Raw genomic sequence first — 14540 nt, forward strand, 5'->3', positions numbered from 1 at the left:
AATTATGGAAAAAAAGAAAGTTAAAAAGACAAACTCAGCAATCATTGAACTTGTTGATGTTGTTAAAGAGTTTGAAGACAAACTAGTTTTAGACAATGTCAATCTTAGTATCGAAAAAGGTGAATTTATTACTCTTTTGGGACCTTCTGGATCTGGCAAAACTACTATTTTAAGAATTATTGGTGGTTTTGAATGGGTTACTCGTGGAGAAGTTAAACTTCATGGCAAAGATATTAAGGATCTTTCCCCACATAAAAGGGATGTTTCTACTATATTCCAAGACTATGCCCTATTTCCGCACTTAAATGTTGAAAACAATATTAAATATGGTCTAAGACTTAAGAGAATTAACAAAGAAAATCTTCCAAAATCATTTCATAATAAATTAACACTACAAAGAAGAAAATGAAGAAAATTTGCCGATCAAAAAATGAAAAATCTCGACAAAGAATTCGAATTATATGAAAGAGAATTAAATAATAATTCATCGCTTTCAAAAAGAAAGAAACAAAAATACCAGCAATGAATTGATGATATGGATTTTAAATATTCATATTGGGAAAACTATGTTGACTTAAAAACTGAGGCATTTGAAAAAAGATACCTAACTAGAAAAATTACTAATGAAGAAATGGATAAAGAAGTTAAACAAATTATGGATCTCGTTGGCTTAAGCGGCAACGAAAAGAAAAACGTTAACTTTTTATCAGGTGGTATGAAACAAAGAGTAGCACTCGCAAGATCACTAGTTATTGAACCTGAAATTCTCTTATTAGACGAACCATTAAGTGCTCTTGATGCTAAAATAAGAGAAAAAATGCAAACTCTTTTAAGGGACATTCAACAAAAGCTGAAACTTACTTTTATTTTTGTAACTCATGACCGAAATGAAGCACTGCAACTGAGCGATAGAATTGCTGTTATTCGCGATGGAAAAGTAGAACAATTTACCACTCCGAAGGAACTTTATGATTTTCCAGTTAATAAATGAGTAGCAAACTTTATTGGAGATTCAAACTTTTTTAACGCTACTTTCATAAAAGCAAACAAGGTAAAATTTATGTCAAAGACTTTTGACACTATTCATGATGAATTTGAGCCCGGAGAAAGTTTGGATGCCCTTATAAGACCAGAAGATATTATTATAACAAGAGTAAAATCAAAAGCTAAACTAACGGGAGAAATTATAAAATCAACCTATGGAGGCAGCTACTATAATTATGAGGTTCAATGTAAGGATAAAATTATTTATGTAGAAACTTCTTCAAAATACGCTGTCGGCAAAGAGGTATTTTTAGATTGGGATATTGATGCTATCCACCTAATGAAGAAAGATAAAAAACTTGAATTATTAGAAAATGAATTAGGTCAAACAAATGAAGTCTAGTACAAGAAATGTAAAAAAAATCAAAAAACTTTCTTCACCGATGTCAAAATTGCAATTTACATTTATAGTTCCATATGTTATTTTTGCGGTTTTATTTATTATCCTACCTATGGTGTTTGTATGCATTTATGCATTTAAACCGTTAGAAGGGCAAACAAAACTAGAAAATTGAGAAATTGCTCTAAAACCTTCAACATGGGTAATAATAGGAAGGTCTCTGCTGACTGGATTATTTGCTGCAACTGTATCGCTAATAATCGGTTTCCCGTATGCATATATTGTTTCAAGATCTAAATATAAGATTATTAAAATATTGGGTTTAACTCTAATTCTTAGTCCCTTAGCTATTTTTACAATATCAAAAGCTTTAGCAGTTAGAGGTTTATTCTCGGCAATTTTCGATGAAAATCAGTTAAATAACAATTTCTTTATTGTTTTTGGTATGGTTTATCTTTATCTACCATTCATGGTTCTACCATTGTACCAGGTTATTAAAGATATGCCAAATAACATTTTGGAAGCCTCGGAGGATTTAGGGTATTCAAAATTTAAAACAGTTTTTAAAGTTATAATTCCTTACACATCCAAAGCAATATTAAGTGGTTTCGGAATTGTTTTAATGATATCTGCAACCTCTATTATTATTTCAGACAAACTCTTACCAAATGGCAGTCAAAAACAACTAATTGGTAACCTAATAAACCAGTTTGCCAACACAGCCAACCCGTTTGATTTAGCAAATTCTTCAACATTAGTTATTATCACTCTTGCAGTCCTATTATCAATATATGCAATCATTTATGGAATACCATTCTTAATTAGAAAAAAAAGACAAGGAGGAAATTATGACTAAATTTAAAAACTTTTTAAAATATTCATATGTTTTTGTGATTCTTGCTTTTCTTTATATACCAATAATTTTTGGAACGATTTACAGTTTTAATTCACCTTCAGATAAAGGAATTTTTTCAGTAACAACTTGAAATAGAACTTCTTTTGATGCATACAAGGAACTGTTTTCTAAATCACATAGTCTAGCATTTGTTAACTCATTTCTTCTTGGGATCGCAACTTCTGTCCTTGTTATTAGTATCTCCTTACTAACTGTTTTTGCTCTATGAAGACACAAGAATAAAGGGGCAAGATCTTTTGTGCAAGCAACCTCAAATGTGCCTATGATAAATCCTGATGTTATTACCGGATTGACACTTGCTATTGTTCTAAACTTCTTATTTTTTGGAACCCTAAAAGCAACGAGTGAAGGTTTTTTTAGATCTATTATTGGACATACTGTTATGTGTCTTCCATACGGAATTTTAATAATGCTACCTAAAAGCGATAAATTTTCCAAAAATATTTTTGAAGCAAGTCAGGATTTAGGATATTCAAAATTTAGAACATGATTTAAAACATATTTTATTTATATGCTAGGATCTATAATTTTTACATTTGTTATGACTATGACTTTGTCATTTGATGATTTTATTATTACAAGAATTGTTTCTAATACGGAAACGTTAGGAACACAATTGTATGAAGGTCAATTTCAGGCATGATCGCTGGCTATTGGTGCAATATCGCTTCTAATAGTAATATTTATAAATACACTATATATTATTTTTAAAGGAACACAAAATAAATTAGCTAAAAAATCCCTAGTTTTAAGTAAAAAACAAGCACAAAAGGATTTTTATAAGGAGGTCTTATAAATTGAACAAAAGAATTTTTAAGGTCTTAATATTTATACTTTCCTTTTTTGTTATAACCATAATTTTTATTTTTGCAATCTCAATTAAACTTTCAAATAAGTACCGGCCAAGTATTTATAATTACGAATCTTATTTAGCGCCTTCTATAAAAGAAAAACTAAAAAAAGACTACAACTATAAAGAATTCAAGGAAATCAACGAATTTACCCAAGCATTAACCCAAGACAAAGCGATTGCTGGTGTTGGAAGTGATTTTCAAACAGCACAACTCATTATAGAAAAAAAAGTCAGAAAAGTTGATTTTGCTAGATTATACGGAAAAAGTGATGCCAATGACTGAAATGTTAGAAAGTTTTTTTACACAGAAAATGTTAGAAAACACCTTGAAAACTTTGATAATCTAATATACAATAAGCTAGTAAACCTACCTAAACGCGAATTAGATTCAAAAGGTTTTATTTTAGACAAAAATAAAAAACTTTGAAAAAGTAATACTAGCACCCAATGAGAACATTTTTATGACTTCTTTATACCGTATTATGCGCAAGACAAAGGAGTTGCATATAATGTTAATAAAAATAGTAGACCTAATTTAACACTAAACAATTCCTCAATTCAAGAATTAGAAAACAAATCAATGCAACTCGATTGAAATCAAATTTTTGATACCCTAAAAGAAAATAAATATCAACACATTGGTTGAACTAATGCGTTTGTTGATAACTTAATGATTGGGGCCATTAATTATAAATCGCGAGACAACAAAAATTGAAAACAATTATTCACCTTCAATGGAGAAGGAAAACTCTTTGACTTTAACGAGAATAATTACAAGCTAGCAATTGATTCTTTCGTAGAATTTGTCAAAAATTCTTCTGGTTATGATATTAAAAACACAGCATATAATCACCTAAGTGGCGATGGATTAGAATTGCTTAACTACCTTATTGAACCAAAACAAGGACGCTCAGATTCATCAGTTATTTATAATGGCGATGCCTTAGACGCTTATTATTCAGAAGATAATTTTGCTTCAGTTGAAGAAGGAACAATTAGATTTGTGCGCCCTAAAAACAATTATTACCTTGTCGATGGTTGAATTATATCCCATAAGCTAAGCGATGAAGACACTTCCAAATTTTTAGATAGCATTAGCTCTTTGATATATAATAACAACAACGTTATTATCAGATCGGCCGAGAGCATTGAAAAAAGATTGAAATTACTAGAAAAGCGTTTCTTTGAAACATTAAAAAAATTCCTGACCAATGAAGACCTAAATAGTTCCATCGATACTTTAACGTTAATTTTCAACAGTGATAGCAGACAAGAAATTATCAAACTTCTTTCAAAATCACAAAAATTAAAAAGCATTGATTGAAACAATCTGGAAAATTGAAAAAAATTCTTAAGAAGTTTTAAAAGTGAAATTACTGAGGATAATATTGAATTTTTACGAATTATAAGAAATAATTCTGATAAGGGAACAGATATTTTTTCAGATAGTTTTGAAGAAGTTTTTACTAAAAGCGACTTAGGTGAACTAATAAACTTTGAATATATTTCATATACACCAACAGATCTTTTAACATATAAATTTTTAGATGAATGGTATTTTGGAAATGATGAAATTGCCAAATCTATTTTCAAGCAACCCTCGACAAATGAAAATTACCATTTATTCACATATCCAATTATCGAAAACAACCTGCGAACAAAGATTGCAGCCTACTATTTCGAAGCAACAAAATCATAAATAGGTTAATCCTATTTTTTCTTTTAAATTTAAGAATAAAAACATTTAAACATTTAATAATGTTATCAAAAATTAAATAGTAACAAAATTTAAGTATAATTATAAATTATAAATTAGATTAAAAGAATTGGTTAGGAGCAATGTTATGACAATTAAAAAGTTATTACAAAACATTGAAACAATAAGAGAAAATGAAAAGTTTGAGGTTAAAGGTTGATTAGTTTCTAATAGAGGAAATGAAAAAATTAGATTCTTAACTGTTAATGATGGGAGTACTGTTGCAACATTACAAATAGTAGTTAAAGGGGAAATGATTCAAAAACTCAATGTCGCGCAAATTTCACTAGGAACCTCATTAATTGCTAGAGGAATTATTCACCTCACACCAGATGCCCAACAACCGCTTGAACTTATTTTAGAAACATTAATTGTTATCAATCAAGTTGACAACGATTTTCCTATACAAAAAAAAGAAACTTCACTTGATTTTTTAAGAGAAATTCCTCACTTAAGAAATAGAACAAGCTTATTCAAAAGTATAATGTTAATAAGAAATACTCTTTCTTTTGAAATCCACAAATATTTTCAAGAACACGAATTTCTTTACATGGCATCACCAATTATCACTTCAAATGATGGTGAAGGAGCTGGCGAAACTTTGTTGGTTGATGATGAAACAAAAGAGTACTTTTTCAAGCAAAAAGCATTCCTAGGAGTTACGGGGCAACTTCATGCTGAAGCATATGCGGCTAGTTTTAAGAAGGTTTATACCTTTGGGCCTACATTTCGAGCCGAAAATTCGCACACATCACGCCATTTAGCTGAGTTTTGAATGATTGAACCTGAGGTTGCTTTTTATGAATTAAAGGATATTATTAACCTTGCAGATGATTTATTAAAAACTGTCATTAAAAACACTATAAGCAAACATTTAGATGAAATGAAGGTATTGCAATCTTACAATCCTGATCTACTGGAAACATTAAATAGATTTCTTGATAACAAACTAACAGTTATTGATTATAAAGATGTGGTTGAAAAACTTAAACCTTTTAGCGACCAATTTGAAGAAAAAAACATTTTTTTTGGTATGGATCTAGCTTCAGAACATGAAAAATTCCTTTCTGAAAAAATTGTAAATGGGCCAGTCGCTGTTACAAATTATCCAAAAGATATTAAAGCTTTTTATATGTACCAAAATGATGACAACAAAACTGTTGCAGCTTTTGATTTATTAGTTCCAGGGATAGGGGAATTAATTGGCGGTAGTCAAAGAGAATCAAGATATAGCAAACTTGTTCAAAGAATGCATGACTTAAAAATTTCACAAGAACCCTTACAATGATACATAGACTTGCGTAGATTTGGATATGCACCATCAAGTGGTTTTGGCATTGGTTTTGAAAGACTAGTGATGTATGTGACAGGTATTGCTAACATTAAGGATGTCATCCCCTTCCCAAGAGTTGCTGGACAAATTAAAATGTAACAAGGATATTAATGAAAAAAAATCTAACTATAATTATTCCTATTTACAACGTAAAAATACCTCTAAATGAAATTTTTTACAATATCTATAAACAAAAATCACAAAATTTTAATATCATTTTGACCTTTGATAGACCGAAAGAAAAGGATTATATAGAAATTGATAAACTACAATCAAAGCTAGGCGAAAGATTAAAAATTATCTTTAATTCGGGGCATCAACATTTCGATGTTGTAATAAAACAAGCTTTAGATCTTATTGAAACCCCTTATACGTTCATTCTTTACTCATATGCCAATTTAAAAAATGAGTTTATTCAAAGATTTGATAATTTTATTAAATCTTCGCCCAAAAAAGCAGATTTCATACAAGTTCCCGGATATAACCAAGTAATAAACAAATTATTATTCAAGTCAGCCCACTTATCAATGTTAAGTTTAGTCAATTTAGAAACCAATAAACTACCTTTTATATTAACTAGCCCTTTTATGTTCAATTCAATTGTTAAGACAAATATTTTAAAGAAAGTTTTTTTCTTACCTAAAACAAAGGATCTCAATCTAGAATATTCACCCAATCCTGTTTTTCAAAGCCTTCTTTATTCAAAAACATATGCTTTTTTCGAAGACACATGAATCATTAATAATAATGATAATCCATTAATTTTTAACCCTAAATCCTTGACTCGCAATTGAAATAATATATTCAATTCCTTTAATACAATAGATATTGAAACTAAAAATGCTCTCGAATTGGCTAAATGTCTAAATTATTGCTATTATATTGCTGCAATTGTCGGCTCATTAAAACATAATAAGAATCCATTGGATGAAAAAACACTAATTAGCATCAAAAACTCTCTTATTCAAGAAATTTCAATACTAAGACCTTTTTGAGTAGAGCAACTCCAAGCAAATCATTTTTTTAAAGAATTTAATATTCAAAAACTTTATGATTTAACGTCTGGTTTTAGTAAAAAATGAGACCACATTATTAAAAAATTTATATGACCATAAAGCAAAATGTTAAGGCTAATTTTTGAATAAGATTATTAGCTACATTAATTGATCTTCTTATTTTCATAGTTTTAATTGTAGCGACTTCTTTTATAATATTCAATTACAAAAAAGCTGAATTTCGCACACAAAGTACCACACTAAAAGAAATATACTTTCGCCTTTGGTTATTATTGATGATTTTTTTATGTATATTTGAATACATTGTTATTCCAACAATACTAAAAGGCCAAACAATTGGAATGTTAATATGTAAAATCAAAATTCTTTCCGATGAAGAAAAAAGAAGAACTTCTAAATTTATTTTTGATCGGCAAAGACTATTTGCATTCTTATGAATTTTTGTTTTTATGAGTTTCATGTTAATGTCTACTGATGCATTTTTAAAAGCTGCTCGCGGCGGAAAATTAAACAATGTTGAAAAGCTTGTTGTTATATTACCAACAGCACTAGCTACGATTTCTATAAATCTTCAAATACTGCTAATTATTTCTGGTATTTCATCAACAAGACTGAGTTGAAATGATAAATTATCGCGAACAAAAACCGTTTGAAAAAATAGATATGAAGATATTATTGAAGATGAAAATTTAATGTTTAAAATTAAACCAAAAAAACGTGAACTTCCTAAAATCAATATCACAAAATAGCCAAAAATTAAGGCTATTTTTTATTACTAAATATTAATAGGTTTAATTAGGTTATAATTATAAAGTATATTTAATTATAAGGGGTGAAGATGATAGAACTAGAAAAACTAAATAAACAACAACGAGAAGCAGTAGAATACAATGACGGACCACTTCGTATAATTGCTGGTGCTGGTTCAGGAAAAACAAGAGTTTTAACATATAAAATATCTTATTTAATTGATGAATTGGGAATAAAACCTTCACGCGTTTTAGCTCTAACTTTTTCAAACAAAGCAGCTAATGAAATGAAACAGCGCGTTATCACAATGGTGAATAATCCTGAACAACTTCCTGTCATAAGTACTTTCCATGCTATTTGTGCAAAAATATTAAGATATGAAATTCATTTGCTAGGTTATGAAAACGATTTCCAAATTATTGATGAAATAGACCAAAAAGCAATCCTTAAATCAGTCTATAATGAATTGGAAATATCTAATAATGAATTCAGTTATAGTTCAATCATTTCATTCATTCAAAACAAAAAGAATTCATTATTTGAATTTTTAAATATTGAAAACGAAAATATTGATACATCTTTATCTCTACAAGAAAGAAAAGCTATCGAAACAAAGGAATTGATTTACAAGCATTATCAAGAAAGATTGCAACGATCAAAAGCGCTTGATTTTGATGACTTACTAGTTTTTGTTTACAAACTTTTTTATGACCCAAAATATGAGCATATAGCCAACAAATGGGCTAAACGATATGACTATTTATTAATTGATGAATTTCAAGACACAAGCATTATTCAATACAAAATACTACAAAAACTTTGTTCAACAAATAAATTAACAATTGTAGGAGATCCCGACCAAACAATCTATAGTTGAAGAAATGCTGATATCAATATAATTATTAATTTTCACAAGGATTATCCAGATGCTATCACAATTAAACTTGAAGAAAATTATCGATCAACTAAAAAAATTCTTTATTACGCAAATAAATTAATCATTAAAAATAAATTAAGACTAGAAAAAAACCTATATACAGAAAATGAAGAAGGAGAAGATGTTGAATTTTACTGTGGCCATAGCGAAGAAGCTGAAGCCCGGTGAATAGCACGAAAAATTTCAGAATTAAAACGTTCGAGAGTGCAATTAAAAAATATTGCTATTTTATTTAGAACCAATAGCTACTCAAGAGCAATTGAAGAAGCTTTGATTAGAGAAAGTACAATATATAAGCTTTTTGGCTCAATCAAATTTTATCAACGTGAAGAAATTAAAGATGCTTTAGCATACTTAAGAGTTATTCATGATGGTAGTGAAATTATGCTTCTACGTATCATAAATAAACCTTCAAGAAAAATTGGAGAGGTAACCGTTGATAAGTTAATTGAATTTGCAAGAAATAAAGGTACAACATTATTCAATGCAATTGAAACGCATATTGATGAGCTGCAAGAAACTTTAAGTATTTCAACAACTACACTTCAAAAATTAGCTTCACTAATTAATGATATTCGGTGAGCAAGAGCAGCCTTAAAAACTAATTCAATAAGCAGCACGCTCAAAGAGTTTATGTATAAAAAAATAAACTATTTTGATACATTTAAAATTTCCGAAGAAGATTATGAATCAAAACAAGAAAATTTTCAAAGTTTAATAAATGCTATTGAGTTATGGGAAAAAAACAATTCCCATGGTACTATAGATGAATATCTACAAGAAATTACACTAATAACAGATAGAGACGTCGAAAACGATGCAACAAGTTTTGTTTCATTGATGACAGTGCACAATGCTAAGGGATTAGAATTTGATTATGTTTTTATTTGTGGGCTTGCTGAAGGTTTATTCCCTCTAAAAAGAGCAATTTCTATTTCACCAAGTAAAGATTTTACATTTTTAACTAATTCAAATACACATAAAGAAAATATTGAAGGTCTTGAAGAAGAAAGACGGCTTGCATATGTTGCAATTACAAGAGCTAAGAAAAAGCTTTTCCTTTCATTTGCAATTAATAGATCTGGTTTTACTAAACGTAGCAGATTTTTAGGAGAGGCAGGTATAAAAGAACAAAATGGTTCTGTAACACTTGCAAATGATTTTTCTATTGCTGAAGAAAATCACCAAAACAATAGCCATTTAGTTGTCGGAGATTATATAATGCATAAAATCTATGGACGCGGCGAAATTATTGATATGGTTGACTCAATAATTACTGTAACCTTTCCACAACAAAAAACCACAAAACAATTTGAAAAATCGCATCACTCAATTAAAAAATGAGATGGTGACCTTAATGACTAAGGAGTTAATTTAATTTGCTAATCTGAATTATTGCATTCTCTTCCATAATATTCATTTTTTCTTTTTGATTTATTTTATTTTTAATAAGAACACAAAATAATATTAAAAACGAAAGTGGTTTCCTCTGTTTAGAAATTGATTTGAAACAAAATAGAATTAAACATCTGAATGGTATTCCCAACATTTCAAATGAACCCACATTTATAAAAAAATTAAACCTTCTAAATAATAAATGAAGAAAATTAGATGACTTATGTGAGATTTTAGAAAAAAAATATAAACTTCTTTTTTTAAGTGCTTTAAAAAATAAAGAAAATACGATTATTAGTTTCGAAACAACACATAACAAGCATTCAACATTCAAAACAAAGGTTAGTTTTGAAATAAATTTCATAAATGATCAAAAAGCTTTTATGACAGTTAATTGAAACAGAAATGATACTATTAAAAATGAAGTTTTCGAAGCTTTAAACACCAACATTTCTTACCTTTTTTCGCCAAACAGCAAATATATAGCATGTGGTTTTATTTTAAACATAAAAAATATTAATAGTATTAATAACTTTATAAAACTTTTCCAAGATAGTTGCGTTTATAATCAAATAAAAGGCGTCAAAGTTTTTCTTGATTGAAATAAGATCTTTTTCGTCTTTCCCTCTGATAGATTTCAAAGTGGCCATTCTTACTATGCAACTAAAATCTTTGCAAACACTGCTACTCTTTACAAAAATCTTTACTCTACCTTTTTTTCATTTAACAATGAGCTTTTAACCAACAAAAATCAATTGTATTATGAAACGGTCTTTGACTTTGTCAAAACACTTACACCTATGGTTGATTATTGAATTCCGAATAACATAGAAGATAACAAAGATTTTAAAATTTTTAAAGAAAAATATGAATATACACTTGATGAAATAAAACAAAGTAATAATATTGATTTTAAAACTGTGTCTATAAATAATTTTGGCGATGAAAACACTAAACTCAATTTATTATTAATTAAAAGAAAATTTGAAATTTTAAATATAAAAGATGAGAATATCATAGCTTCCTTAGACATTTATAAAAATTTTTTTATGCAAATATATGAAAACATCAAATCACAAGATATTCATGGAAAAGTTTTAAATATACAAGATTTTATTTTTAATTATATTGATAATAAAAGTATTGAAAATTCTATTAAAATTGATCGTTCCTTTGTTCAATTAGTTTCACTTAATTCAAAAAAAAGTATGTTAAGAGTTAAGAAAAAAATAGAACAAATTAAAGAAAACTATCCAAAAGCGGCTATAGGAATAAAATTAACCGAAATCAATAATGATATTATTTCACTAATTGGTAAATGAGTGGGAATTATATGATTTGATAAGTCGCTTACCAAAATGCTTAATAACCCAGAAACAATGTTATATATTGGTCTTATACTCAAAAAGGCAGAGCATTTAAAAATCTCAATTGTTTTTGAGAATTTAGATTTCAAAAACTATAAAAAAGTTTTATTTAACAAAAAAATTAAAATGTTTTACTCAAGCGAAAGAAAAAAATAACATTAAATTTGAAAGGTAAATTATGAATAAAGCTAAGATTAAAGAAAATTTTTTTGAGGCAATTAATGGAGAATGATTAAATAAGCATAAAATTGCTGATAACAAAACTTCAGTCGGCACGTTTGAAAGATTAGATGAAAGTTTAACAAGATTAAAAACTAAACTTATAACAAAATGATCAATTGACTCATCCGAAATAACTGAAAATAAAATTCTTCTAGAAATGGTTAAATTTTATAATTTAGTTAATAATTGAAACGATAGAAAAAAACACTCAATAAAGCCTATTATTCCAATACTAAAAGAAATAGAGTCATATCAATCATGAAATGATATTGAAAATAACTACACTAGCTTATGCTTAAGAAATTTTGAAGTTCCTATTCCTTTTTTTATACACACAGATTTTAAAAACCACGAAAAACAAACCCTTTTTGTTTCGACCCCTTCTGTTATCCTTCCAGAAAAAAGTTATTATAATGATGAAGAAAAAAAGAACTCATTTTATAGAATTTGAGTTAATATGGTTAAAAAAATGCTGTTAAAAGTAAATAATGATGAAAAATGAGCAAATGATTTAGTTAACAAAGCTCTCCTATGAGATAACGAGGCATCAAAATATATTCTTTCAGCACAAGAATGAGCAATTATAACTAACATTTATCACCCTAGAAAAGTTGATGATTTCAATAAAAAAATAAAAGAAATAAATTTATCTAATATTTTGAATTCATTAATCAATGATAGCATTAGTGAAGTTATTTGCGTTTCGAAAGATTTAGTTGACAATTATTCGAAATTATTAACAAAAGAAAATTTTGAACTTTATAAAGCTTTTCTATACATTTCATTATTAATTGAATTATCTCGCTTATTAGATTATGAAAGCTTAGTAATTTCCGGGGAATTTTCAAGAGCTTTAAGTGGTCAAAGAAAACCTTTTAGCAAGAAAAAAATAGCCGTAAAATTTGTTGTTGATAACGTTTTTTCTATGCCTTTTGGTAAATATTACGGTGAAACATATTTTGGTCCTCAAAACAAAAAGAATGTCGAGCAAATGATTCATAAAATGGTCAAAATATACGAGGACCGCCTAAAAGAAAACACCTGACTATCAAAACAAACAAAAGACAAAGCTATATTAAAACTTTCTAAAATCGGCGTTTATGTAGGCTACCCAGAAATTATTGAAGATTTTTATAAGGAATTTATTGTTCAAAAGTATAATGGCTATGATGATCTAATAACAAATGCCCTTAATTTCACAATGGCTGTTCAAAAAGCCAAATTTGCTGAATATGGTAAAAAGAAAGATATTAATCTTTGGTCAATGTCTCCGGCTATAATTAATGCTTATTATAACCCTTCAAGTAATAAAATAGTTTTCCCAGCAGGCATTTTACAATCTCCATTTTATAGTTCAAAACAATCCTCTTCTTCAAACTACGGTGGTATAGGGGCAGTTATTGCTCATGAAATATCACATGCCTTTGATAATAATGGGGCTAACTTTGATGAAGTAGGTAATATGGTAAATTGGTGAACCGAAGATGATAAAAAAGAATTTAACAAAAGAGCTGAAAAAATGGTTAAATTATTTGATAATAAAAAAACAGAAGTTGGTAAATGTGACGGAAGACTAACAGTATCCGAAAACATCGCAGATGCAGGTGGGTTATCATGTGCCCTTGAAGCAGCAAAAAGCGAAAAAGATTACAACCCAAAACATTTTTACATAAACTATGCTATCACCTGAAGATCTAAACAAAGACCTGAACTTCAAAAATTACTATTAGCTTCTGATGTTCATGCTCCTGCTATATTGAGAACAAACATTCAGGTACAAAACTCTGACGATTTTTATAAGACTTTTAAAATATCAGAGTCTGACCAAATGTTCCTAAGCCCGAAAAAAAGAGTAAAAATTTGATAATCAAAACCTCCTTCTTGTATTTTAAAAAAGAAGGAGGTTTTTTTAATGTAACAAAACAGATTGTTTTCTCTTTCGTTTTAAAAATAAAATTAATTGTAAAAAAATAAAAAGAGAAATTCAAAAAATAATTACTGATGCTATAAAAATAGCACTGTTCTTAAAAAAAGTAGAAGGTAAAATTTTAATAATTTCATCTTTTGAAGGTTCAAATATTCAATTTGTTTTACCAGCAAAAAATAATTCATGAAACTTACGGAAAGCAACATCATAATTACTAATTACCAACCCTATAACAATAATCAGCACCCCTAGTAAAATTGTCGAAGCAATAAAACAAGATTTAATAATTTTTATTCTTATTTTTGTAAATTTTGATATTAAAAAAACTAAAAGAATTGTAAATAAAGAAAAACCCAAAATAATAAAATCTATTAAAATCAGTCTTTTCACATCTGCGAAATGCGCCATCCCTAAAGATGAATAATCTAATTTCCCAGTTCCAAATTTCTTAAATAAAACTAAATAATCAAAAAGTTCGTTATATGCTAATTTAAGTTGATCATAATTTAGTTCGCCATTATTAAATTTGATATTTTTGTAATCCAGATTAGATAAATGATAATAGTAAAAAGGTTTAATAACTATTGGCAACATAATCGAAAAACTTAAGATAAATAGCATAATACTTATTATTAAAAAAACATACAAAAAATATTTACATTTTTTTCACATTGCTTATATTAG

11 protein-coding genes are annotated in these 14540 nt (G+C 27.9%); 10 read left to right on the forward strand and 1 reads right to left on the reverse strand.

The window, feature by feature from the left end; translation table 4 throughout:
• The first annotated feature begins 4 nt into the window (after nucleotides 1–4).
• The 10 genes from ACWXVQ_RS01335 to ACWXVQ_RS01380 all read left to right on the forward strand — a co-directional run bounded on the left by ACWXVQ_RS01335 (nucleotide 5) and on the right by ACWXVQ_RS01380 (nucleotide 13796).
• Nucleotides 5–1387, forward strand: coding sequence for an ABC transporter ATP-binding protein (locus ACWXVQ_RS01335; protein ID WP_456012532.1), 1383 nt, complete (start codon nucleotides 5–7; stop codon nucleotides 1385–1387).
• Nucleotides 1377–2240 (forward strand): ABC transporter permease, encoded by an 864-nt coding sequence (locus ACWXVQ_RS01340; protein WP_456013303.1) that lies wholly within the window; start codon nucleotides 1377–1379, stop codon nucleotides 2238–2240. The genes ACWXVQ_RS01335 and ACWXVQ_RS01340 overlap by 11 nt, the downstream gene beginning before the upstream one ends.
• Entirely contained in the window at nucleotides 2233–3096 is an 864-nt protein-coding gene (locus ACWXVQ_RS01345) for an ABC transporter permease subunit (protein ID WP_438340486.1), read from the forward strand. The genes ACWXVQ_RS01340 and ACWXVQ_RS01345 overlap by 8 nt, the downstream gene beginning before the upstream one ends.
• 1 nt (nucleotide 3097) lies before the next feature.
• Entirely contained in the window at nucleotides 3098–4852 is a 1755-nt protein-coding gene (locus ACWXVQ_RS01350) for a hypothetical protein (protein ID WP_456013305.1), read from the forward strand.
• A gap of 145 nt (nucleotides 4853–4997) precedes the next feature.
• On the forward strand, nucleotides 4998–6341 hold the full coding sequence (gene asnS, locus ACWXVQ_RS01355) for an asparagine--tRNA ligase (RefSeq protein ID WP_438340488.1): 1344 nt from the start codon (nucleotides 4998–5000) through the stop codon (nucleotides 6339–6341).
• Nucleotides 6342–6352: 11 nt separating this feature from the next.
• Nucleotides 6353–7357: a hypothetical protein gene (locus tag ACWXVQ_RS01360; RefSeq protein ID WP_456013307.1), complete on the forward strand. Its 1005-nt coding sequence runs from the start codon at nucleotides 6353–6355 to the stop codon at nucleotides 7355–7357.
• Complete coding sequence (locus tag ACWXVQ_RS01365; protein WP_444704887.1) at nucleotides 7348–8007, forward strand: RDD family protein; 660 nt, start codon at nucleotides 7348–7350, stop codon at nucleotides 8005–8007. Before ACWXVQ_RS01360 ends, ACWXVQ_RS01365 begins: the two co-directional genes overlap by 10 nt.
• A gap of 89 nt (nucleotides 8008–8096) precedes the next feature.
• On the forward strand, nucleotides 8097–10310 hold the full coding sequence (locus ACWXVQ_RS01370) for an ATP-dependent helicase (protein WP_456013309.1): 2214 nt from the start codon (nucleotides 8097–8099) through the stop codon (nucleotides 10308–10310).
• Nucleotides 10311–10324: 14 nt separating this feature from the next.
• Nucleotides 10325–11863: an MHO_4530 family protein gene (locus ACWXVQ_RS01375; protein ID WP_456013311.1), complete on the forward strand. Its 1539-nt coding sequence runs from the start codon at nucleotides 10325–10327 to the stop codon at nucleotides 11861–11863.
• Nucleotides 11864–11885: 22 nt separating this feature from the next.
• Nucleotides 11886–13796: a M13 family metallopeptidase gene (locus ACWXVQ_RS01380; protein WP_456013313.1), complete on the forward strand. Its 1911-nt coding sequence runs from the start codon at nucleotides 11886–11888 to the stop codon at nucleotides 13794–13796.
• Between the two features lie 42 nt (nucleotides 13797–13838).
• Here ACWXVQ_RS01380 and ACWXVQ_RS01385 read toward each other — a convergent pair whose 3' ends face one another.
• On the reverse strand, nucleotides 13839–14528 hold the full coding sequence (locus ACWXVQ_RS01385; RefSeq protein WP_456013315.1) for a TIGR01906 family membrane protein: 690 nt from the start codon (nucleotides 14526–14528) through the stop codon (nucleotides 13839–13841).
• Nucleotides 14529–14540 lie beyond the last annotated feature (12 nt).

The sequence above is a fragment of the Mycoplasma sp. 527 genome (assembly GCF_053851595.1).